This is a genomic window from Nocardia sp. NPDC057668 (assembly GCF_042799795.1).
Taxonomy (GTDB): domain Bacteria; phylum Actinomycetota; class Actinomycetes; order Mycobacteriales; family Mycobacteriaceae; genus Nocardia.
In genome coordinates this window covers 246,831-269,352 of the sequence record NZ_JBHVIC010000002.1, presented here as the reverse complement: position 1 = coordinate 269,352, position 22,522 = coordinate 246,831, and the positions used below count along the sequence as shown (strand labels likewise).

Sequence of the window (22,522 nt, the reverse complement as noted above, 5' to 3'; positions counted from 1 at the left end):
GATCTCGTCGCGGACTGTGGAAACATTCTCTTCCAGGGTGAATACCCGGCGGGGCCCGCTTCAACGGGGAGGTGCGGTGTCCGCCGGTTGCTGACGAAGGAGGACCGGTGGTCGCCAATATGACATGCGGACGCGATTACGAAGCCCTGGAAGCCCCCACGCTCGGGAATCTGCTTCGGAAATTGCGTGACGATCGGGGCGTGTCGCGGGAACGATTGGCCTTCAACGCCGGTGTGAGCGCCAGCTACATAACACATTTGGAGAAGGGCGACCGCGGCAATCCCACCCGCGAGGTGGTGCAGGCGCTCACCCGATACCTGGATCGCCTGGAACCGCTCTCGATCTCGGATCGGCGTCAGCTCACCGATCTGGCCGGGCTGCCCGCCGAGGATTTCCCGACGGTGGCGCAATTGCGTGCCGCACTCACCCCGGACCTGCACCGCATACTCATCCAGCACCGGCCCGACCCGGCGGCGTTCATGGACAGCCGCGCCAATGTCGTTGCCTGGAACGAGGGTTGGGCCGACGCGTTCCCGGGCGTGGCCGACGACGGCAACATGCTGCACTGGTTCTTCAACAACGAGCTCGCCACCCGCGTCATGGTGAACTGGGAGAGCGACGCCCGGCAGGTGGTGCGCTGGCTGCGCGGATTGATCGGCCGCTCGGGCAACGCCGCCGGATTCACCGATCTCATTCGCGAACTCGGCGCGTATCCGAAGTTCCGTCAGGTCTGGTCCGAGGGCGGGGTGGCCTTCGCGCCGCACGTCTGGTCCCTGCACCTGCGGAACCCGGTCACCGGCGTCCGCCGCCGGTTGTACGCCCAGACCGGCCGCCTCGACAGCGGCGTCTATCCGGGCCAATTGCTCGCCGTGCTCGGCCTGCCCGTCTGAACCCGGTCCGGCCACCGTCGCCCGAATCAGCGGGGCGGTGGCCGAATTCGCCGGCTCGCGCTCGAATCAGCGGGGCAGCGGGATGAACTCCACCGGCTGCCCGTCGACCGCGTCCGCGGGCACCACCGCGAGCGCGTCGCGGCCCAGCAGATTGGCCAGATGCGCGGTGCGCAGGCGCACATCGCCGATCAGCTCACCGGCCGGGCCCAGCCGCGCGGGCACGATACGCGGTGCGGGCCCGGCGAGTTCGGCGGCGTTCGCCAGCGGCGCGCGGAAGGCCGGCGCGGGCGTGGCGCCGGTCAGCCCGTCGCGCAGCGCGCCGATCAGCCCCAGCAGGGTGGACACCGCGGCGTACGGATTCCCGGGCAGCCCGAGAACGGCTGGGCCGGCGGCGAGTTGGGCCACCACCGTCGAGCCGCCCGGGCGCAGCCGCAGCCGGTTCACCAGCACGCGGGCCTGCGCGCGGTCGAGCGCGGCGCGCAGCTGATCGGCCGCGCCGCCGCCGGTCGCGCCCACGATGACCAGCAGATCGCAGTCGCCGGCCGCGGCGAAGACCTCGTCGAAGGCGTTCGCGGTGTCGCGCAAATGGACTCGATCGATGGTGAGCACACCGGAGGCGGTGAGCAGATCGGGCAGCACCGGCCCGATGGAGTCGCGGGTCTGCCCGGCGTGCAGCGGACCCTCGCTGCGAATCTCGTCGCCGGTCATCACGATTCGCGCCCGCACCGGACCGCGCACGGCGACCGTGTGCACCTCGGCGCTGGCGGCCACCGAGATCAGCGCGGTGGTCACCGGCGCGCCCGCGGGCGCGACCTCGTCGCCGGGCTGCCACTCCTCACCGCGATAGCGCACATCGTCGCGAATCGGGGTGTCCGGCAGGCGATGCAGCAGGCCGTCCGGCCCGAGCGTCACGAACTCGTCGCGCACCACCGAGCCGGTGCCGTCCGGCACGTGCGCACCGGTGGCGATGCGCACCGCCTCGCCGTCCAGCAGGCCCACCGGGCGCCGCCCGCCCGCGAAGCCGATGTCGCGCCGCACCTGCCAGGGTCCGGTCCCGCTGACCGCGTAACCGTCCATGGCCGAGACGTCGAACCGGGGCAGCGCGTCGGCGGCCGGCATCGGCTCGGCCAGGGTCGCGCCCTTCACCGTGCGCACCGCGGCGTGCCGCACCGGCAACCGGGAGATATTCCGGCGCAGGGTATCCCGCGCCTCGTCCAGGGTGAGCGGGGTCGCGCCGCGCCCCGCCGTGACGCGTGCCCGCTGCACGTCGTCCGGGGTGTCGCAATCATCGACCCCGGACAGCTGCACGGTGACGGTGTCGACGGGCACCAGCGCCTTCATCGGCCGATTGACCGGGGACTCGAGCTGACGCAGGGCGGCGAGCAGCGCGGTGCGCCGCCAGACGCCCACGAGGTACTGCGGCCGCCCGGCGGCGTCGGCCGCGAACACCGCGTCGCTGCCGGATTCCTTTGCGTGCACGAGCAGTTCGTCGACCGCGGCGGCTGTGAGAAATGGCATGTCCGCGGCGAGCACGACAATGGATCCGGCCGGGAATTCACAGCCCGCGAGCGCGCCGATGCCCGCCGCCACGGCCGCCACCGGACCCGCGCCGGCGGGCACCTCCTGGGTCTGCAGAATCTCCGGCGGCAACTCGGGGCGATGCGGTCCCACGACCACGACGCGCGTGCACGCCGCGACCGCCCGCAGGGCCGCATCCAGCATGGATTGGCCGCCGACCACTATCGCGGGCTTGTCCACACCGCCCATCCGGCTGGCCCGCCCGCCCGCGAGCACGATGGCGTCGACGGTCGTCACGAGGGTGCGCCGGGGGTGTGGATGATCATGGTTGAAGATGGTAGTTGCCGGTCGATTCCGAGCCGCGAACCCGGTCCGCGCCGCGTCCGTTTCGTTCGCTTGCTAAGCAATTGCTCATCTCTTCATCGTTATGCGAAGTGTTGCGACACATAGTAGAAATGATCATGTTTTGGAACTCCTGCACAATCGCATATGGCAGTATCCGAGGCCAGAGCTGACGGCGTTCCTGGCGATTCGTCACAGTTCACGACAGGCGTTACAGCGGGTACCGCTGTCCGGAACCGGGTGGGCACCGGATCGATGAAGGTTGGTTTGCTGAATGTTTGTGGAGAGGGAACGGCGTGGTGTTGAGCGTGAAACCGCCTAGAGACTTCGAAGAGCTGAAACCGCCGACCTTCGGTCTGCTGCTGCGTAAGCTGCGCGACGCGCGGGGGGTATCGCGAGAAAGGCTCGCGTTCAACGCCGGGGTCAGCGCCAGCTACATCAGCCATTTGGAGAAGGGCGATCGCGGTCATCCCACCCGCGAGGTGGTCGACGCGCTGGTCCGCTATCTGGACCGAATAGAGCAGCTGTCCGCGGTCGAACGCCGCCATCTGCTCGACCTGGCGGGGCTGGGCGTGAGCGAATTCCCCACCGTGCAACAACTGCGCGCCGAAATCACCGACGACATGCGGCGCGCACTGGACCTGCACGAGCCCAATCTCGCGGCGTATGTCGATACCCGGTGGAATGTGCTGGCCTGCAATGCCAGCTACTCCCGCGCGTTCCCCGGACTGGAACAGGACGTCAATATCCTGCGCTGGTTTCTGGGAAACGAACGCGCGCGTGACGTGATGCTCGAGTGGGAGGACGAGGTCCGGCTCACCGTGCACTGGCTGCGCGGACTCATCGCCGGCTCCGGTGACACCGCCTGGTCGGTGGACTTCCTCGCCGAACTCGGCCGCTTCGGGCTCTTCCGGGAAATGTGGGACGAGGGCATCGCCGCCTACGGCAGGCCCCGGCCGATCATGCATTTGAACGACATTCCGACCGGGCGGTGCCGGGCCATCGCGGTGCAGTTGTTCAGTGTCTTCTCCGCGGCCTATCCGACCCAGATTCAGATCTTCCTGGGCATTCCGAGTTGGTGCTCGGAATCGGGCGAGATACTCGATCCCGGTCATTTGCGGAGTCTTTCGCAGGAGGATTAGCGCGCCGCGGGCAACCGGCGGGGCCGCCACCGCGGGGTCGCGGCCGTGCGCCCGGCGCGCACTACTGCGCGATGTCGATCTCGCCCCCGCCACGGCTGGTGAACCACGGATTGGCCCGCGGCCGCCCGGGCGCGCGGTGCGGTTGCGCGACGGCCCGCTGCACCAGCCGAATCAGCAACGGCGCCACCACTTCCGGATGGGTCCATACCGCGCCGTGGCCCGCTCCCGGAATGGTGACCACGCCGTCGGCGCCGGACAGTCCGGCGGCGAGCAGTTCCGACTTCTGTGCGGTGCTGGTGCCGTCGTGGCTGCCCCGGACCACCAGCGCGGGCGCGCTGATCTCGCCGAGCCGATGCAGGACCGAGCGCCGCTGCATCAGGCAGTCCGCGGCGGGCGCGATCGCCTGCCGATCGGAGGCGTACCAGCGGCTGGTCCAGGATCGCCACTGCCGCGGATCCGAACCGCCGATCAGCTGCGGCGCCAGTTCCGCGACCAGCGGGGCCATCGGCTCGGCGCCGCACCAGCGCTCGAAAAAGGTTCGGTAGAAGGCGAGTTCGGCGGGCGTGCAGGCATCGCCCTCGGTGGACATGAGCGCGAGTCCACGCACGCGCTCGGGCGCCAGCAGCGCCGCACGCAGTGCGGTGTAACCGCCCTGACTCATTCCGCCGAATACTGCTTTGTCGATTCCGAGTTCATCGAGAACGGCTAGAACATCGGCGGCCATATCCCAATAGGTGAAGGGTTCGCCCTCGGGTGTCTGGGTGCGTCCGTGGCACCGCGCGTCAACAGTTACGAGATTGATTCCGGCCGCTGCCAGAGGTTCGCGCATGGGTTCGAACATCGTTTCGTCCATGAGAAAACCGTGGGTGAGCAGAAGTGCCGGGCCCGGGATGTTGCTGGCAACGAAATGAACTGTGGCTGAACCTGATCGCACATAAGGCATGGTCAGACCGTAAAGGCAGGAAGTGTTCCGGGCCTAATGTTTGCCCACGCGGTGCCAGGCACCCTTCAGTACTCTTCCCGACCGGTACCAACACTGGCGAGTGTCAGTACTGCTAGGGGTTTGCCCCAGATGCCGCCAAAACTGGACAACAACACCGTGCGGCCATTTAAATCAGGCCGTGGCGCTTTTGGGACGAGCGTCAATTCCAAGGGAGGAAATCGAAAATGTTCGACGTTACTACTGCCGCTCGCCACACCGACTTCCGAGTCGATCAGGGAGCAGGACTGCGGGATTCGCTCGAGGGTTTGCTCCTGCACGACGGTGTCGGTTTGGATGCGCGAATGCGGCACGCGATCGCCGCGGTCGTCCATCTCGCCGTGGATACTCCGCTGGGCCCGCCCGAGGACGCCGAAGAATTCCTCGGCCGCCTGGACGCCGGCTGGCTGTTCGCCGCCTGGAACGAATCCGACAGCGAATTGTCGATGCTCAACACGCTGTCGGGCGGGGCGGTGCCGGCGCTGTCCTGGTGCGAGTTGATGTTCACCACGGCACTGGCGCCCTGGTCATCGGCCCCGGCGGCGGTGCACGCGCGGCGAATCTTCCTCACCGGAGAACAGGCACGTTTGACCGCGGTCGCCAGTGGGGATTGCTCCATGATGGGCCGTGCCTGATCCCGATTCGGTACCCCGCGGAAAACTATCGAAGAGGGTGGACGTCGTGAAAATGCTCTTTACCAATTTCGACGCAATGTTCGAATCGATCTCGCGCCCCCAGGAATTGGAGCCCGCATCCTGGCATCAGCAGGCGCTGTGCACGCAGACCGATCCGGAGGCATTCTTTCCGGACAAGGGCGGTTCCACGAGGGAAGCCAAACGCATCTGCTCGGCATGCGAAGTGCGGCGCGAATGCCTCGACTACGCGCTCAGTCACGATCAGCGTTTCGGCATCTGGGGTGGACTCTCCCCGCGCGAACGCCGTCGCTACAACGCCGCCTGAACGGGATTTCGCGCGCGAGCCGGGTATTCGCCGGCGCACCGCCCGCCGATCAATCCGAAGCCGCTGGGAGCAAGCAGAACTCGTTCGTCTCCGGATCGGCCAGCACGGTGACGGGCGCGGCGGCCGGTGGGATCTGCGGGGTGCCGGGGCCGACCGGGAGCGCGCCCGCGGCCCGCAGGCGAGCCGCCTCCGCCGCGGGATCATCGGTGGGGAAGGCGATGAGATCCAGATGCAGACGGCTGCGTGCGTCCTGAGCGCGGGGCGTGCGCAGGAACTCCAGCCACGGGCCCTGTCCGGTGGCCGAACGGATTCCGGCGTAGCGGGCGCTGTCGTGGGTGACCGGCCACCCGGAGGCCGCCGACCAGAATTCGGCCAGCCGCAGCGGATTCTCGGTGTCGACCACGATGGCCGCGACCGATCCGGTGTCGACGTAGTGCTCGCGCGGCTCCAGGACGCAGAACTCGTTGCCCTCGGGATCGGCCAGCACGGACCACGGCACCGCGCCCTGCCCGATGTCGAGCCGGCGCGCACCGAGCGCGAGCGCCCGATCCACCTGCACGCGTTGATGATCCAGTGATCTGCTGGCCAGATCCAGATGGATGCGGTTCTTCGCCGATTTGGCCCGCTGGGCGGGCAGGAACGTCAGGGCCACGTCCAGGCCGTCCGGGTCGGGCGCGGCGACGTCGACCGAATCCGGCCGCTCCACCGTGACCTCCCAGCTCAGCAGTTCGGCCCAGAAGCGTGCCACGCTTCGGGGCTCCATCGCATCGAACACCACGCACGCCAGCCGGGTGGACATGTTTCAACGGTAGCCGCCGCCGCGGGCGCCGTGTGGCGGGTTCTCGGTATCCGGCGGCCCGGCGGGCTGCCTGCCGCGGGGTCAGCCGGGCGGATTCGCCCCGGTCACGGGCGGGTCGAAGACGTGACGCGCCCGGCGGAGGTCGACGCGGTCATCGAGCATCGGGCAGCCCTCGGCCGCGAGCTCGCGCAACTGCCGATGCGCCAAATGCGGTGCGGGCGTGCCATTTGCGCGCAGAATGCGATGCCACGGCAGGTCGGCCGCGTCGGTGCGCATGATCCAGCCGACCGTGCGCGGGGTGGACAATCCGGCCGCGGCCGCGATGTCGCCGTAGGTGGCGACCCGCCCGGGCGGAACGGCCGCGACCAGGGCGCGCACCCGTTCGATGTCGGCGTCGGAGGTGGGCATGGTCCGACTCTAGGCGGGCGCGGCGGCCAGGGCCGCCCGGACCAGCGCGGCGGTCTCCGCGGGCCGCGCCTGCGCCACCATGTGGTCGCAATCGAACTCGTGCACCGTGAGCCGGTCGCCCAGGCGTGCGCTCAGGGCCGCGCGGAACTCGGGGGTCACGAAGGGCGGGTCGACCTTCATCGCCTGCACCACCGTGGTCGGCAGGTGCGCGGGCGGCAGCACGAAGTCCCGGGCCAGCTGGCCCCAGTAGGAGATGATCGCGGGCTGCGTCAGCCGCCAACCGACCCGGCCCGCTCCGGTGGGCACCAGATGCTCGGCCAGTTCCGCGTCCAGCACCCGCGGGTCCAGCTCGGCCCAGGCGGTCTCCAGCTTGTCGAAACGGGCGGCCTCGGCGTCCGCGTAGTCCGGGTTCTCCAGCATGGACTCCGCGATGCGCAGCATGAAGTCCGCGTCCAGGCCGATGGCCGGGTCCAGCAGCACCAGCGCGCGCACCAGCTCGGGATGCCGGTGCGCCAGCCGCACGCCCACGGCCGCGCCGAACGAATGCCCGAGCACGACCACCGGTTCGCTCGTCTCGGCGGCCAGCAGCCGCACCAGATCGGCGACGATGGTTTCGAAATCCCACGGCGGCACGCCCGGCGAACGCCCGTGCCCGCGCAGATCCGGCGCGATGACCCGCACCTGCGGCAGCTGCTCGCGCGCGAGCGCCTCCCAGCGCCTTCCGTGCCCGGTCAGGCCGTGCAGAGCGAGCACGACGGGACCGGTCGCGGGGCCGAAACGATGCGTATGAAGATCGAGCACGCCGCCCATTCTGCCCGCCGAACGCGGATCGTCGGCGCGGCCAACTCATGGCAAACGAAACCTGTCGGGGCGGTCTGTTGAAATAGCCTGCGTGATGCGATCGGATAGCTCGGTGCAATTGGTGCGCCGGGCCGAGGCTGTCTCCCATCCCCGGGAGTGGGACGCCGCTATCCATCCGCTGTTCGAAGCCGCCGGGGCCGACCCCGGCTGGCGGCCCTGGCAGGTGCTGGGCGGGCCCGGCACCGGCAAGACTTCGCTGCTGGTCGACATCGCCGCCGAACGCATCCTGAGCGGCGCCGATCCCGATTCGGTCCTGGTGCTCACCTACTCCAAACGGGCGGCCACGGCCGTGCGCAACGCGCTGACCGTGCGGGTGGCCGGTGCGGACCCGGCGCTGGGCGGGGTGCCCGGCGCCACCCGCGCACCGCTGGTGCGCACCCTGCACTCCTACGCGTTCGGCCTGCTGCGCACGGTCGCCGCCCAGCACAACAATCCGCCGCCGCGGCTGCTCACCGGCTCCGAACAGGACATGGTGATTCGCGAGATGCTGCGCGGTGAACTCGCCGACGGCGCGGAACTGTGGCCGGAACGACTGCATCCCGCGCTGCCCGCCGCGGGATTCGCTGAACAATTGCGTGATCTCATTCTCCGGGCCACCGAACGCGGGCTCGGGCCCGAAGATCTGATCGAACTCGGCCGGACCCATCGGCACGCGGAATGGATCGCGGCGGGCCGGTTCTTCGAACGATTCGAGCAGATCATGCTGCTGCGCTGGGCCGTGGGCATGGACGTGCCCGAGGCCAGTGCGCCCGCCCTGGACGCCGCCGAGCTGGTCGGGGCGGCGCTGGACGCGCTGGCCGTGGATCCGGAGTTGCTGGCCGCCGAACGCGACCGCCTGCACTGCCTGCTCGTCGATGACGCCCAGCACCTCGATCCGCTTGCCGCCCAATTGGTTCGCGCGCTCGGCGCGGGTGCGGCCACCACGGTGCTGGCCGCGGACCCCGACCAAGCGGTGTTCACCTTCCGCGGCGCGGACGCGCGCTTCGCCCTGGATCCGGGCGCACCGGCCGAACGCCGAATCATGCTGCGGCGCAACCACCGTTCCGCCCTCGCCATCCAGGAGGTGACGGCTCGGATCGCCGCACGCCTGCCCGGCTCGGCGGCCCACCGCGTGACACCCGCCGGCCTGCGCGACGAGTCCGCGTTCGACGATCACGAAATGCCTTGGACGGGGGTGCCTTCCGGTGAAGTGAAGGTGCAGGTGCTCACCACCCCGGCCAAGGAAGCCGCGCTCATCGCCGACCACCTGCGCCGTGCGCACCTGACCCACGCCGTACCGTGGTCGCGCATGGCCGTGGTCGTGCGCTCGGTCCCGCTCTCGCTGGCCCCGCTGCGCCGCGCGCTGCTGGCCGCGGGCGTCCCGGTCCGCCAGCCGCCCGCCGAGGTGCCCCTGGCCCGCCGCCACGGGGCGGCCTGGGCCCTGCTCGCGCTGCGCGCCATCACCGCCGGTGATCCCACCGGCACCCAGCAGCCCCGCCCCATCGCCTTCACCGCCGACGACGCCCTCGACCTGCTCGCGGGCCCGCTCGGCGGCGCGGACCAGATCAGCCTGCGCCGCCTGCGCCGCGGCATCCGGCGCACCGTGCTCGAATTGGGTTATCCGGAGCGCTATTCGGTCGCGGAGGAGGAAGCTGCCCCGGACGAGCAGGCCGATCGCTACGCGGATCTGGACCGCTCCTCGGCGGAGATTCTGCGAGATCTATTGGTGGGCAGCGGAAGTCAAGCGGTACTGGCCCGGCTCACCCCGGTCGAGGCCGCCCCGCTGAACCGGGTGCTCAAGGCGCTGGCGCGGGCGCGCAAGGCGAGGCGGGACGGCGGCGGGCTGGAAGAGACCCTCTGGGGGCTCTGGAGCGGGTCGACCCTGGAGCGGCGCTGGGTGGGGCAGTCCGAGCGCGGGGGAGCGGTCGGCATGCAGGCCGATCGGGATCTGGACGCGGTGGTCGGGCTGTTCGAGGCGGCGGCCGCGTACGTGGACCGGTTGCCGCGCGCCACCGCCGAGGGCTTCGTGGAATACCTGGAACAGCAGGAGATTCCGCAGGACAACGCCCCGCACACCGACCCGGGCGAAGCGGTCACCATCTGCAGCGCGCACGCGGCCGCGGGCCGGGAGTGGGACACCGTCGCGGTGGCGGCGGTGCAGGAGGGCATCTGGCCCAATCTGCGCCCGCGCGGCACCCTGCTCGGGGTCGAGGACATGGTGGATCTGCTTGCCGGGGTGGGGGATACCGGTGAGAAGGTGAGCCGGGCCGCACCCATGCTGGCCGAGGAACGCCGTCTGCTGCTGGTCGCGTGCGGGCGGGCCCGGCGCTCACTGCTGGTGACCGCCGTCGAATCCGTCACCGGCGACCAGGATCTGGTGCCCTCGCGCTTCCTGGCCGAACTCGACGCCGACGCCGAAGCCGGTCAGCCCGGCCGGATTCCGCCCGCCATCGATCCGGGCCGCGCCCTGGCCATGCACACCCTGATCGCCGAATTGCGCGGCGCGGCCTGCGATCCCGACACCACCCAGGATCGGCGCGATCGCGCCGCGCACCAGCTCGCCCGGCTGGCGAACGCCGGCGTGCGCGGCGCGCACCCGGACGACTGGTACGGCACCGCCCAACTCTCCACCGACGATCCGCTCTGGGATCTGGTGGACGGCTCCATCGCGCTGTCGCCCTCCACCGTCGAACAGCTCAAGACCTGCCCGCTGCGCTGGGCGCTGGAACGGCACGGCGGCGGGGACGGCGACAACCAGCACGCCCTCAAGGGCAATCTGGTGCACACCCTGGTCCAGGCGCTGGCCGGGCAGGTCACCGAGGCGCAGGTCAAACTCGCGCTGGCCAAGGCGTGGAAGAAGGTCGATCCGAGCGCCGCCCGGGACGGCGAGAACTGGCATTCGCGCGCGGAGTACCGGCGTACCGAGACCATGGTCGACACGTTCCTGGCCTGGCTGCGCAACACCCGTGACGAACTGACCACCCTCGGGGTCGAGGTGCCGATCGACATCACGCTGCCCGCGCGCGGACCCGGCGAACTGCCGGTGCGCGTCAGCGGCCGGATGGACCGGCTCGAACGAGATACGCAGGGCCGCTTCGTCATCGTGGACGTCAAGACCGGCAAGACCCCGATCTCCAAACAGGCCGCCGAAGAGCACGCGCAGCTGGCCACCTACCAGGTCGCCGCGGCCGGCGGGGCGCTCGGCGACGGCGAGACCGGCGGCGCGCGCCTGGTGTACGTGGCCAAGCCCAGCGCCCGGGACGGATCGGCCACCGAACGCGAACAGCCCGCCCTCGACGCCGAGGGCGTGGACGCCTGGCGCGGGGTCATCCACGACGCCGCGGCCTCCTCCAAGGGGCCGAGCTACCTGGCCATGCGCAATGACGGCTGCCGCCACTGCAAGGTGGCGGGCAGCTGCCCGGTACAGGATTCCGGTCGTCAAGTGACCGACGAGTGAGCATCACCCCCGGTCAACTAGCCGACGCCCTGGGGCTGCCCCCGCCGACCGGCGAACAGGCCGCGGTCATCTCCGCACCGCCCGGACCGACCCTGGTGGTGGCCGGGGCGGGCGCGGGCAAAACCGAGACCATGGCCGCGCGCGTGGTGTGGATGGTCGCCAACGGCCTGGTCCAGCCCGACCAGGTGCTGGGCCTGACCTTCACCCGAAAAGCCGCGCAGCAGTTGACCACTCGCATCCGCACCCGCCTGGCGCGCCTGGCGGGCGCACCCGTGCTGCGCGACATCGACCCCACCGGCCACCTGCGCGGCCTGCTCACCGGCTCCGAACCCGAGATCAGCACCTACCACTCCTACGCGGGCCGCCTGCTCACCGAATACGGCCTGCTGCTGCCGGTCGAACCCACCGCCACCCTGCTCACCCAGACCCAGCTCTGGCAGCTGGCCTACCGCGTCGTCTCCACCTGGGACGGCGACCTGGACACCGATCGCAGCCCCGTCTCGGTCACCGAAGCCGTCCTGGCCCTGTCCGGCCAGCTCGCCGAACACCTGGTGGAACCGCGCGAGTTGGCAACGGCCCACCGCGAACTCGAACACCTGGTGCACACCCTCCCACCCGGCCCACGCCAGCGCGGCGGCCCCAGCAAATCGCTGCTGGCTCTGCTCGACACCCAGCACGAACGAATCGCCCTGCTCCCCTTGGTGGCCCGCCTCGCCGACGAACTCCGCCGGCGCGGCGCGCTGGACTTCGGCGCTCAGATGTCGCTCGCCGCCCGTCTCGCCGCCCTGCACCCCGAGGTCGCCGCCGCCGAACGCACCCGCTTCCGCCTGGTCCTGCTCGACGAATACCAGGACACCGGCCACTCCCAGCGGATCCTGCTCTCCAGCCTGTTCGGCGCTCCCGCCGCCGATACCGCAGCACCCCAACCGAACCCACACCCGGGTGACGGCGCTGAACCGATCGCGAACGTGCGTCCCCGGCCGGGCCGCCGCCGCGAGGACCACGCGCACTCTGCCACCGACGCGCGCCCGCGGGTGGTGGGTCGCGAACCGGCTGCGGGACAGCCGGGGGACGATGCGGCGCGTACCGGCGACTCGCATCCGAGCAGCCGGGTGCTACCGGAGGCGGGTGCACCCTACGACGATCGTCAGCCCGCCGCCGACGGTGCGTTTCGCAGCGGTGACGTACTCGGGGACGGTGCGTCCGGGCCCGCCCGTGACGGGTCGCCCACGGCCACCGAGGAAGAGTCGAATCACGTGCGGCCGCTGGCGGTTACGGCCGTCGGGGACCCCATGCAGTCGATCTACGGGTGGCGCGGGGCGTCGGCCGCGAACCTGCCGCGGTTCGCGACCGACTTCCCGGTCGCGCCCGGGGTGCCCGCGCCGGTACTGCCGTTGCTGACCAGCTGGCGCAATCCGCCCGAGGCCCTGGATCTGGCGAACCTGGTGGCGGATCCGTTGCGGCGCAAGGCCGCCGAGGGCGGCGGCGTGACCGTGGACGCGCTGCGGCCGCGGCCGGACGCCCCGGCGGGGCTGGTGGCGGCGGCGCTGACCGAAACCGTCGCACAGGAACGGGAATGGGTCGCGGTCCGGATCAAAGGGGAGTGGGTCGCGGCCGCGGAGGCCGGCGCGCCACCGCCCACCTCCGCGGTCCTGGTGCGCCGCAACGCCGATGCCGCTCCGCTCGCGGAAGCCCTGCGCGACCAGGGATTGCCGGTCGAGATCGTCGGACTCGGCGGGCTGCTGCACACCCCCGAGGTCGCGGACATCGTCGCGACCCTGCGCCTGATCGCCGACCCCGCCGCGGGCAGCGCCGCGGTGCGCATTCTGACCGGCGCGCGCTGGCGCATCGGGGTCGCCGACATCGCCGCACTGTCCAAACGCGCCCGCGAGTTGTCCATCCGCCGCCCCGGTGGACCCGCGGCCGAGATCACCGACACCGCGACCCTGGACGAGGCCCTGCGCGAGGTCGCCCCCGAACCCGCCGAACGCGCCGGGCTCGGCGACGCCATCGCCGATCCCGGTGACGAGCAACAGTATTCACCGCAGGGCTTCGCCCGCATCACCGCGCTCGGCGCGGAACTCGCGGCACTGCGCGAACGCGCCGGGCAGCCGCTGTCCGAGCTCGTCGCCGATGTGGAGCGCACCATCGGCGTCGGCGTGGAGACCCAGGCCCGCAAGGCCGTGGCCGCAGCCGGCCGCGAACACCTGGACGCCTTCGCCGACGTGGTCGCCGGCTACGCGTCCGATCATCGCTCCTCCCTCACCGGCCTGCTCGATTTCCTCGCCGCCGCCGAAGAGGTCGAGAACGGTTTGGAGCCGGGCGAAGTCGAGGTCGCGCACGACCGCGTGCAGGTGCTCACCGTGCACGCCGCCAAGGGCCTGGAATGGGAGGTGGTGGCCGTACCGCACGTGGTCGAGGGCACCTTCCCCTCGGGCACCGGCACGACCACCTGGATGGGCGCGCTCGCCGAACTTCCCACCACCCTGCGCGGCGACCGGCAGTCCCGCGACGCCGGGGACGGCGTCCCCGTCCTCGATCTCGCCGACATCTACGACCGCTCCGACCTCGAACGCGCCCTCGACGGGCACAAGAAGGCCCTGGCCCGCCGACGCTTGGACGAGGACCGCCGCCTCTTCTACGTCGCCCTCACCCGCACCGAGCGCGCGCTGCTGGTCTCGGCGCACCACTGGGGCGAAACCGGCTCGAAACCCAAGGGCCCCTCGGACTTCCTGCTCGAGCTGGTCCGCACCGGCGATACGCCCAACCCCGCCGTCCAGGTGGACCGCTGGGACGACCCGCCACTGCCCGACACCGCGAACCCCCTCACCGACAACCCGGCCAGCGCCACCTGGCCCCGCGATCCGCTCGGCCCGCGCCGCGAATCGGTGGAACACGGTGCGGCCATGGTGAAATCGGCGCTCACCGCCCTACACCAGCAATCCCGGCCCGAGCAGATCGCCTTCGACTTCGGCCTCGACGGCGACGACGATCTCGAATCCGGCAGCGCGGCAGCCGATTCCGACCCGATCGACGCCGATCCCGAGAACTGGGCCGCCGACGTCGACGCACTCATCGCCGAACACCTCGCCGCCGAGAAGTCGGTCCGCGAGGTGGAACTGCCCGGCCAGCTCGCGGCCACCTCCCTGGTCGATCTGCGCAGCGATCCGGCCAAACTCGCCGCGCGCCTGCGCCGTCCGCTGCCGTACCCGCCCAGCCCGTTCACCCGCCGCGGCACCGCCTTCCACGCCTGGCTGCAACGCTGGTTCGGCGCGGGCCGCCTGCTCGCCTTCGACGAACTCCCCGGAGCCGCCGACACCGGTGACACCGATGCCGGACTGCTGCGCCTGCAGGAGGCGTTCCTGTCCTCGGAGTGGGCCGACCGCAATGCCGTCGAGGTCGAGATCTCGTTCGAAACCTCGTTGGCAGGCACCGTGATCCGCGGTCGCATGGACGCGGTCTTCCGCAACCCGGACGGCACCTGGGTGGTGGTGGACTGGAAGACCGGCGGCGAACCCACCGCGGCGGAGGAACAGGCGGTGGCCATTCAGCTCGCGGTCTACCGGCTGGCCTGGGCGCGCCTGGAGGCCGCCCGCACCGGCGCGACCGAAGCCGACGTGCTCGCCCGCACCAGCGCCGCCTTCCACTACGTCCGCACCGGCCGCACCATCGCCCCCGAATACCTGCCCGGCCCCGCCGAACTCGCCGCGCTCATCACCGACGCCGCACCCGAGCGACCCGACACCGGCGCCGCGCTCGCCGCCGAACGCGCCGAACTGGCCGCCGCGCGCGCCGCGGCCGCCGATCGCCGCGCCCGGCTCGACCTGCCACCCGAACCCGACTTCGAGCCGATCGACGTCGACACCCTGCGCGGCTGGGACGAATCCCCGCCCCCGCCGCCCGAACAGGATGGGTTCCCCTTCGACTTCGAGCCACCGCCCGATCCGGAGTTCCTGCCGCCCGACCCCACCCGGTAGTTCGCGACGCGCCCCGCTCGACACCACGGAGTGGGTGCGCGCCGGGTACGCTCCGGTCCTGTGCCGCAGGAAGACATCCCCGAAATGACCGGTGATTCGCGTGTTCGGTGAGAACTCACGTGGTCTGGGCCGGCTCACCGATCGCCCCGACTTCGCGCTGGTGGGCATCCTGCGCATTCCGGCCACCGAGTCCAGTCCGTGGCGCTCGCTGACCAAACGGCTGCTCATGGCCGTGCTGCTGCTGGGCGCGGCGACCATGGTCGTCTACATCGGCCGCGAGGGCTACCACGACAACGCGCGCGAAGAGATGTCGCTGCTCGATTGCGCCTACTACGCGACGGTCTCGCTCTCCACCACCGGCTACGGCGACATCACACCGGCCACCCCGACCGCGCGGCTGGTCAATATTCTCGTCATCACCCCGCTGCGGATCCTCTTCCTCATCGTCCTGGTCGGCACCACGCTCTCGGTGCTGACCGAACGGTCCCGGCAGGCGTTCAAGATTCAGCGATGGAGGCACACCGTGCGTAACCACACCGTCGTCGTCGGCTACGGCACCAAGGGCCGCACCGCGGTCGACGCCATGCTCGCCGACGGCACCCAGCCCGGTGACATCGTGGTGGTGGACACCGACCCGACGGTCCTCGAGGCGGCCGCCAACGCCGGTCTGGTGACGGTGCACGGCTCGGCCACCAAATCCGACGTGCTGCGCCTGGCCGGCGTCGCACATGCCTCGTCCATCGTGGTCGCCGCCAACCGCGACGACACCGCGGTGCTGGTCACCCTCACCGCCCGCGAGATCAACCCCAAGGCGCGCATCTCCGCGGCCGTCCGCGAGGCCGAGAACACCCATCTGCTGCGCCAATCCGGCGCCGACTCGGTGGTGGTGTCGTCCGAGACCGCGGGCCGCCTGCTCGGCATCGCCACCACCACCCCCAGCGTGGTGGAGATGATCGAGGACCTGCTGACCCCCGAGGCCGGTTTCGCCATCTCCGAACGCGAGGCCGAACCCGAGGAAATCGGCGGCTCCCCACGGCATCTGCGCGATATCGTGCTCGGCGTCGTCCGCAACGGCGTGCTGATCCGCGTCGGCGACCCCGAGGTCGACGCCCTCGAATCCGCCGACAAACTCCTGTATCTCCGCAGGGTGCAGAGCTGAGCTCGGACCCTGGCGCTACTGTCGATGCTGTGTCAGGTTTTCAGCTGAATGCTGTCCCGGTCTTGTCTCGTACGACGCTCGATCGCGCGGAGCATCTGCGCGCGGACGAACAGGCTCTGAAAGAGGGCTGGGCGCAGGCGAAGTTACTGCGGATGAACCGGCGCGGGCAGGTGCTCGTCGACGGCGGCAGCGTCGCGCTCGAGGCCGCGATCACCCTGTCCGCCGAACCCGCCGCCGACGCGGTCTTCCTCGGCGTGGACGGGGAGATCCACCTGTGGGCGGTGCGCGACAACGACATCGAGGGCACGCTCTCGGACCTGCGGGCCGCCGGGGCCACGCTGAACCTCGACGACTTCGGCACCGGACTGCTCTCCACCGCCATCGCCCTGCTGAATTGGCACGACAAGGCGCGCTACAGCGCCACCGACGGCACCCCGACCGCCGTCACCAACGGCGGCTGGTCACGCACCAGCGAAGCCGGGCACGAGGAATTCCCGCGCATCGACCCGGCCGTCATCTGCCTCGTCCACGACGGCGGCGACCGCGTCCTGCTCGGGCGACAGCACACCTGGCCCGAGGGCCTGTTCTCGCTGCTCGCCGGTTTCGTCGAGACCGGGGAATCACTGGAACGCTGCGTGGAACGCGAACTGCGCGAAGAGGTCGGCGTCGACGTCACCGACATCCGCTACCTCGGCAGCCAGCCCTGGCCGTTCCCGCGCTCGCTCATGCTGGGCTTCTCCGCGGTGGCCGATCCCGAGCAGGAACTGACCTTCCACGACGGCGAGATCGCCGAGGCGCACTGGTTCACCCGGGCCGAGGTGCGCGCGGCCCTCGCGGCGGGGGAGTGGGGCGCGGCGCGCACCGAATCGCGCCTGCTGCTGCCCGGCTCGATCTCCATCGCCCGCACGATCGTCGAATCCTGGGCCGCCCAGGACTGATTCGAGGCCGCCCCGGGACCGCCCGGGACGGCGAAAAGCCGCACACTCGGAAACGTCAGGGTGTGCGGCTTCGGCGGCCCGCGGTCAGGAGATCGCGGCGAGGGCCTGCTTCACCTGCACCAGGGTCGGATTGGTGGCGGTGGACCCGTCGCGGTACTTGATGGTCGGCACCACGTGGTTGCCGTTGTTGACGCTGCCCACGAACTCGGCGGCATCCGGATTCTCTTCGATGTCGATCACCGTATAGGTGATGCCCGACTCGTCGAGCTGCTTCTTGAGCCGGCGGCAGTAGCCACACCAGGTCGTCGAGTACATGGTCAAGTCGGTTGCAGTCACGCGATATGCAACGCGAACCCCGCCGATCGTGTTCCCCGGTGCCCGCGAACCGGGGATCACCGGTCCTCGGCTCGCCGCCGCGACCGGGGGATCACCGCTCCCCGCGGCGCCGGTGCGGGCGCGGCTCGCGGTGCGGCCGCGCGGGGCCGGAGCCGTCGCGCCGCAGCTTCCCGTCGGCGTACGACTGCCACAGCAGCGCCCGAGCGATGACGAGCACCAGCCCGTAGACCAGCGGTACCGGCCCGATGTGCGGGGCCAGCCACCCGAGCACGAGCGCCGCCGCGATACACGGCAGCGGATGTGTGAACAGGGACTGCCAGCGCGCCCCGCTGCGCAGTCCGCTCACCCCGACAATGCCGAAGTACGCTGCGAGACCGCCGCCGAGCACCCAGCCGGTACCCGCGGACAAGTGCTCGTTCGCGTGCGAGATCGTCAGCCCCAGACCCGCCGCGATGGTCGCCAGCGCGCCGGTGACCCAGCAGTGCGTGGCCATGATGTGCTGCCACGGCAGCTGCCCCCGGCCGCCGTCGACCCCGCTGATGAGCCGGGGCACCGGACCGAACCGCAGGGTCAGCGCCCACAGCCCGGTCAGGATGAGGAAGGCGCCCAGCCCGAGCATCAGTATCTCGGCGGTCCACAGTTCCCCGCCCACCGCGTCGATCACGGTGATCACGCCCTCGCCCAGCACGATGATCACGTACAACCCGAGCCGCTCGCCCAGGTGCTCCGGATTCGCGTGCACCGCACGGAGTTTCGGTGCGGTGACGCCCTGGAACCGCCGCGACTTCCGCAGTCGCCGATCCAGCCGATCCTGCATCTCGCTCAGCAGCCGCTCACCGCTGATCGCGAACATCAGCCACAGGTCGATCGCCAGCCCGAGCCCCCACAGGTAGTACTTCCACGGCGCGTCCACCCACAGCGAGACGATCCACGGCAGCACCCCGAACGACAGCTGCGCGGTCGGCCAGTCCACCACGACGAACCCGCGCCCCCAGGCCTGCGCGGTCGCGACCCGCAGCACCACGTACACCGCCGCGAAGGTCGTCGCATGCCGCTCCGGCACCCCCGCGACCGCCGCCGCCATCACCCCCAGCCCGAGCATGGCCGCCAGCATCAGCGCCGGATGCGTCCGATCACTCGCGATGTCGCTGTACAGCGTGATACACGCCCACGCCGTCCAAAAAGCAAGGTAGAGCAGCAGATACAACGCGAAGTACCCGAACGAGGGCCCGTGCCGCAACAGATGCGTGAGCTGCACCAACCCGGCCACCGCCACCAGATCGAAGAACAGCTCCAACCAGTTCGTCCGCTGCGCGCCCCCGGTCTTCCCATCCTCGGCCATCCCCGCACGCTAACCGCCGCGGTCCCCGCGCGCCCTGAGGCGCGACCCGACGTACCGCCGAGTGCGGTCCGGGCGGGCGCGCTGTCGGACGGCACTGTCATGATGGTGCGCGTGACTGCCGCCGCCGCACAGCAGGCCAAACTCCGGCTCGACGACCTCGATGCCGAGCAGGCGGCAGCCGTACGCGCACCGCGCGGCCCGGTCTGCGTGCTGGCCGGCGCGGGAACGGGCAAGACCCGCACCATCACCCATCGCATCGCGCACCTGGTCTCGGCCGGGCACGTGCGCGCAGATCAGGTGCTCGCGGTGACCTTCACCGCCCGCGCGGCCGGGGAGCTGCGCGGCCGCCTGCGCGCGCTGGGCCTGGGCGGCGAGGCCGGGCAGGTACAGGCCCGCACCTTCCACGCGGCCGCCCTGCGCCAGCTCAAATACTTCTGGCCGCAGGTCGTCGGCGACGTGCCGTGGCGGCTCATCGACCGCAAGTTCCCGCTGGTGGCCCAGGCCGCGGGCCGCTCCGGACTGGCCACCGACACCGACACCCTGCGCGACCTGACCGGCGAGATCGAATGGGCCAAGGGCTCGCTCATCGCCCCCGAGGACTACGCGGCCGCGGTCGCTCGCCTGCAACGCGACGCCCCCTACGAGGCGAACAAGGTCGCGGCGGTCTACGCGGCCTACGAATCGCTCAAGACCACCTCCGAGGGCCTGCTGCTCGACTTCGACGACCTGCTGCTGCACACCGCCGCCGCGCTCGAGGACTACAACTCGGTCGCCGAGGAGTTCCGCGGCCGCTACCGCAGCTTCGTGGTCGACGAATACCAGGACGTCACCCCGCTGCAGCAGCGCGTGCTCGACGCGTGGCTGGGCGATCGCGACGATCTGACCGTGGTCGGCGACGCCAACCAGACCATCTACTCCTTCACCGGTGCGAGTCCGTCCTATCTGCTGGACTTCTCGCGCCGCTTCCCCGAGGCCACCGTCGTACGGCTCGAACGCGACTACCGCTCCACACCGCAGGTGGTCTCGCTCGCCAATCGCGTCATCGGCGCCGCCCGCGGCCGCATCGCGGGCACCCGCCTGCAACTCATCGGCCAGCGGCCCGACGGCCCGGAACCGGCCTTCGCCGAGTACGACGACGAGCCCGCCGAAGCCGCCGCCGTCGCCAAGGCCATCACCGGACTGCTCGGCAAGGGCGTGCCCGCCGCCGAGATCGCGGTGCTGTTCCGCATCAACGCCCAGTCCGAAGCCTACGAACAGGCCCTGACCGAGGCGGGCATCGCGTACCAGGTGCGCGGCGGCGAGGGCTTCTTCGCCCGGCCCGACGTCCGCCAGGCCGTGCAGGCCCTGCGCCAGGCCGGAGCCCGCGACGATCTGCCCGACGCCCGCGGTCCCGAACTGGTGACCCTGGTCCGGGCGGTGCTGGCCCGCATCGGGCTGACCACCGAGGAACCCGTCGGCGTGCAGGCCCGCGAACGCTGGTCCGCGCTGGTTGCCCTGGTCGCCCTCACCGAGGAATTGGCCACGCACGACCCCGAACTCGAGCTCGCCGGGCTGCTGCGCGAACTCGCCGCCCGCGCCGAGGCCAGGCACCCACCGACCGTGCAGGGGGTCACCCTGGCCTCCCTGCACGCGGCCAAGGGCCTCGAATGGGACGCGGTGTTCCTGGTCGGCCTGGCCGACGGCACCGTGCCGATCCAGCACGTCCTGGGTCACGACGCCGCGGTCTCGGACGAGGCGGGCCTCGAAGAGGAGCGCCGGCTGCTCTACGTCGGCGTCACCCGCGCCCGCGAACACCTCCAATTGTCCTGGGCGCTGGCGCGTTCGGAGGGCGGGCGCAAGGTGCGCCGCCGCTCCCGCTTCCTGGTCGGCCTGGTCCCCGACGATTCCCCGGCCTCGCGCATCGCCCAGCCGGTCACCGATCGCCGCGGTCCCAAACGCGTGCACCCGACCTGCCGCGTCTGCGGCAGACCGCTGCTCAACACCCAGGCCACCATGCTGGGCCGGTGCACGCGCTGCCCGGCCGACGTGGACACCGAACTGCTCGCGGCCCTGCACGAATGGCGTAAGGACAAGGCCGACGCGCTGTCCCTGCCGCATTTCGTGGTGTTCAGCGACACCACCCTGACCGCCATCGCGGAACAGCGACCCACCGACGATCGTGCGCTGGTCGCCATCCCCGGTATCGGCGCGAAGAAGCTGCAGACCTACGGCGCGGATGTGCTGGCGATCGTGCGGGCCCGGCAGCGGGACTGAGCCGGCCGCGCGCGGGTGGTCCGGGCCCGCGGCCGCCCGGACCCGGATTCGATCTCCGGAACCGCGGTTGATCTCCGTCACGCGGGGTCGTGCGGCCCGGCCCAACCGCGTTGCGACTCTTCGCTTCTGATTTGCTGTCCGCAAGACCGTAAAACCGCTGGTCAAAAATAGGTTGTGTGCTCGCGTATATGTACCTAGGGTAGTTCCCATGCAACCGGGAGTGCTCCCGGTCGTGCAGATGAATTGATCGCAACGAGTGCAGGACGGAGGCAAGGCAATGAACAACAACGTGAACACCATGTCGTTCCGCATCGGCGGCGATTTGGCGATGGCGTCTGCTGTCTCCGTTGTCTCGGCCTCCCAGGGGATCCTCGCCGACCAGGGGATTCATCTGTCCAGCGGCAGCGATCTTGGTCTTCAGGGTTTTGCAACCAAAGCCCAAGCGATGAAGACGATCGTTGATCAGGACAAGCCCGAGGCGGGCTGGCAGCACCCGGGAGCCGCGTATGTGGCCACCGGTGTCATCGCGGATGAAACGGGCGAGAGCCCGGCGAACCTGCGGGCAGCCCGCCGTCGTAACACCCACCCAGCGAACGTGATCAGGAGTCGACACCGAAGTCGACTCGGATAACGGGGACACCCCCCGTACCTCCTGGCCACGGATCGCACACCGCGAAACCGTGGCCATTGTTTTATCGGCCTCCAGCCACCGGCACCGGTTTCGCGGAACAACCACCGCAAATGTCTTCCACAAGACGACCACTGCACGAGCTGAAGGAGCACGACGTGTCCAACACGGTTACCCGTGACCGCGTGACATGCCGCAACACCGTGGCTTCCACCCCCCGCATCCGCCGGGGCGTCACCACCACTCTGCCCTGCCGGGACGGGCTCAACCCCGATCTCTGGTTCGCCGAGTCCCCCGCCCAGCTGGAAGAGGCCAAGACGCTCTGCGCCGAGTGCCCCATCCGTCAGGGCTGCCTGACCGCCGCGATCGATCGCGCTGAGCCCTGGGGTGTTTGGGGCGGCGAGATCTTCGATCAGGGTGTGGTCATCGCCCGCAAGCGGCCTCGCGGCCGTCCGCGCAAGGTCGCGGTGGCATGATCGGCCCAAGCGCCGGGGGAGTTGAACGCATACGACCCGCTTACGCTTTCGTAAGCGGGTCGTTTTGCGTTCGGGGAC

General features: G+C 70.6%; 19 protein-coding genes. 11 read left to right on the top strand and 8 right to left on the bottom strand.

Features of this window, described 5'->3' with window-relative positions:
* Positions 1-119 precede the first annotated feature (119 nt).
* On the top strand, positions 120-890 hold the full coding sequence (locus ACFVBH_RS14120; RefSeq protein ID WP_379002772.1) for a helix-turn-helix domain-containing protein: 771 nt from the start codon (positions 120-122) through the stop codon (positions 888-890).
* A gap of 66 nt (positions 891-956) precedes the next feature.
* Here the strand turns inward: ACFVBH_RS14120 and ACFVBH_RS14115 are convergent, their stop codons facing one another.
* Positions 957-2,705, bottom strand: a complete 1,749-nt coding sequence (locus ACFVBH_RS14115) for an NTP transferase domain-containing protein (protein WP_379002010.1) — start codon at positions 2,703-2,705, stop codon at positions 957-959.
* 353 nt (positions 2,706-3,058) lie between these two features.
* Here ACFVBH_RS14115 and ACFVBH_RS14110 point away from each other — a divergent pair, with 353 nt between their 5' ends.
* Positions 3,059-3,892, top strand: coding sequence for a helix-turn-helix transcriptional regulator (locus ACFVBH_RS14110; RefSeq protein WP_379002009.1), 834 nt, complete (start codon positions 3,059-3,061; stop codon positions 3,890-3,892).
* Between the two features lie 61 nt (positions 3,893-3,953).
* On the opposite strand, the gene ACFVBH_RS14105 is transcribed toward ACFVBH_RS14110, so the two are convergent.
* Positions 3,954-4,835 carry an alpha/beta fold hydrolase gene (locus ACFVBH_RS14105; protein ID WP_379002008.1) on the bottom strand — a complete coding sequence of 294 codons (882 nt, stop codon included), beginning with the start codon at positions 4,833-4,835 and terminating at the stop codon, positions 3,954-3,956.
* 65 nt (positions 4,836-4,900) lie between these two features.
* On the bottom strand, positions 4,901-5,206 hold the full coding sequence (locus ACFVBH_RS14100; protein WP_354987586.1) for a hypothetical protein: 306 nt from the start codon (positions 5,204-5,206) through the stop codon (positions 4,901-4,903).
* Between the two features lie 6 nt (positions 5,207-5,212).
* Between ACFVBH_RS14100 and ACFVBH_RS14095 the strand changes: the two genes are divergently transcribed.
* Positions 5,213-5,506 carry a hypothetical protein gene (locus ACFVBH_RS14095; protein ID WP_354987585.1) on the top strand — a complete coding sequence of 98 codons (294 nt, stop codon included), beginning with the start codon at positions 5,213-5,215 and terminating at the stop codon, positions 5,504-5,506.
* A 76-nt stretch (positions 5,507-5,582) separates the two neighbouring features.
* The gene (locus ACFVBH_RS14090) at positions 5,583-5,831 is read left to right on the top strand and encodes a WhiB family transcriptional regulator (protein WP_354987584.1); all 249 of its coding nucleotides are present in this window, start codon (positions 5,583-5,585) and stop codon (positions 5,829-5,831) included.
* Positions 5,832-5,880: 49 nt separating this feature from the next.
* On the opposite strand, the gene ACFVBH_RS14085 is transcribed toward ACFVBH_RS14090, so the two are convergent.
* From ACFVBH_RS14085 to ACFVBH_RS14075, 3 genes are all read right to left on the bottom strand, one after another.
* Positions 5,881-6,630 carry a VOC family protein gene (locus tag ACFVBH_RS14085; RefSeq protein WP_354987583.1) on the bottom strand — a complete coding sequence of 250 codons (750 nt, stop codon included), beginning with the start codon at positions 6,628-6,630 and terminating at the stop codon, positions 5,881-5,883.
* An 81-nt stretch (positions 6,631-6,711) separates the two neighbouring features.
* Positions 6,712-7,038 carry an MGMT family protein gene (locus ACFVBH_RS14080; protein ID WP_379002007.1) on the bottom strand — a complete coding sequence of 109 codons (327 nt, stop codon included), beginning with the start codon at positions 7,036-7,038 and terminating at the stop codon, positions 6,712-6,714.
* 9 nt (positions 7,039-7,047) lie between these two features.
* Positions 7,048-7,848, bottom strand: a complete 801-nt coding sequence (locus ACFVBH_RS14075; protein ID WP_379002006.1) for an alpha/beta fold hydrolase — start codon at positions 7,846-7,848, stop codon at positions 7,048-7,050.
* A gap of 85 nt (positions 7,849-7,933) precedes the next feature.
* Between ACFVBH_RS14075 and ACFVBH_RS14070 the strand changes: the two genes are divergently transcribed.
* The 4 genes from ACFVBH_RS14070 to nudC all read left to right on the top strand — a co-directional run bounded on the left by ACFVBH_RS14070 (position 7,934) and on the right by nudC (position 17,409).
* The gene (locus ACFVBH_RS14070) at positions 7,934-11,335 is read left to right on the top strand and encodes an ATP-dependent helicase (protein ID WP_379002770.1); all 3,402 of its coding nucleotides are present in this window, start codon (positions 7,934-7,936) and stop codon (positions 11,333-11,335) included.
* Complete coding sequence (locus ACFVBH_RS14065) at positions 11,332-15,312, top strand: ATP-dependent helicase (protein ID WP_379002005.1); 3,981 nt, start codon at positions 11,332-11,334, stop codon at positions 15,310-15,312. The genes ACFVBH_RS14070 and ACFVBH_RS14065 overlap by 4 nt, the downstream gene beginning before the upstream one ends.
* Before the next feature lie 100 nt (positions 15,313-15,412).
* Complete coding sequence (locus tag ACFVBH_RS14060; RefSeq protein ID WP_379002004.1) at positions 15,413-16,471, top strand: potassium channel family protein; 1,059 nt, start codon at positions 15,413-15,415, stop codon at positions 16,469-16,471.
* A 29-nt stretch (positions 16,472-16,500) separates the two neighbouring features.
* Positions 16,501-17,409: an NAD(+) diphosphatase gene (gene nudC, locus ACFVBH_RS14055; RefSeq protein WP_379002003.1), complete on the top strand. Its 909-nt coding sequence runs from the start codon at positions 16,501-16,503 to the stop codon at positions 17,407-17,409.
* An 84-nt stretch (positions 17,410-17,493) separates the two neighbouring features.
* On the opposite strand, the gene ACFVBH_RS14050 is transcribed toward nudC, so the two are convergent.
* Together ACFVBH_RS14050 and ACFVBH_RS14045 are read right to left on the bottom strand one after the other, a co-directional pair.
* Complete coding sequence (locus ACFVBH_RS14050) at positions 17,494-17,745, bottom strand: mycoredoxin (protein WP_354991398.1); 252 nt, start codon at positions 17,743-17,745, stop codon at positions 17,494-17,496.
* 91 nt (positions 17,746-17,836) lie between these two features.
* Positions 17,837-19,087, bottom strand: a complete 1,251-nt coding sequence (locus ACFVBH_RS14045) for a low temperature requirement protein A (protein ID WP_379002002.1) — start codon at positions 19,085-19,087, stop codon at positions 17,837-17,839.
* Positions 19,088-19,186: 99 nt separating this feature from the next.
* Here ACFVBH_RS14045 and ACFVBH_RS14040 point away from each other — a divergent pair, with 99 nt between their 5' ends.
* The 3 genes from ACFVBH_RS14040 to ACFVBH_RS14030 all read left to right on the top strand — a co-directional run bounded on the left by ACFVBH_RS14040 (position 19,187) and on the right by ACFVBH_RS14030 (position 22,444).
* Positions 19,187-21,340 carry an ATP-dependent DNA helicase UvrD2 gene (locus tag ACFVBH_RS14040; protein WP_379002001.1) on the top strand — a complete coding sequence of 718 codons (2,154 nt, stop codon included), beginning with the start codon at positions 19,187-19,189 and terminating at the stop codon, positions 21,338-21,340.
* A 277-nt stretch (positions 21,341-21,617) separates the two neighbouring features.
* Positions 21,618-21,971: a hypothetical protein gene (locus tag ACFVBH_RS14035; RefSeq protein ID WP_379002000.1), complete on the top strand. Its 354-nt coding sequence runs from the start codon at positions 21,618-21,620 to the stop codon at positions 21,969-21,971.
* 110 nt (positions 21,972-22,081) lie between these two features.
* Entirely contained in the window at positions 22,082-22,444 is a 363-nt protein-coding gene (locus tag ACFVBH_RS14030) for a WhiB family transcriptional regulator (RefSeq protein ID WP_379001999.1), read from the top strand.
* Positions 22,445-22,522 lie beyond the last annotated feature (78 nt).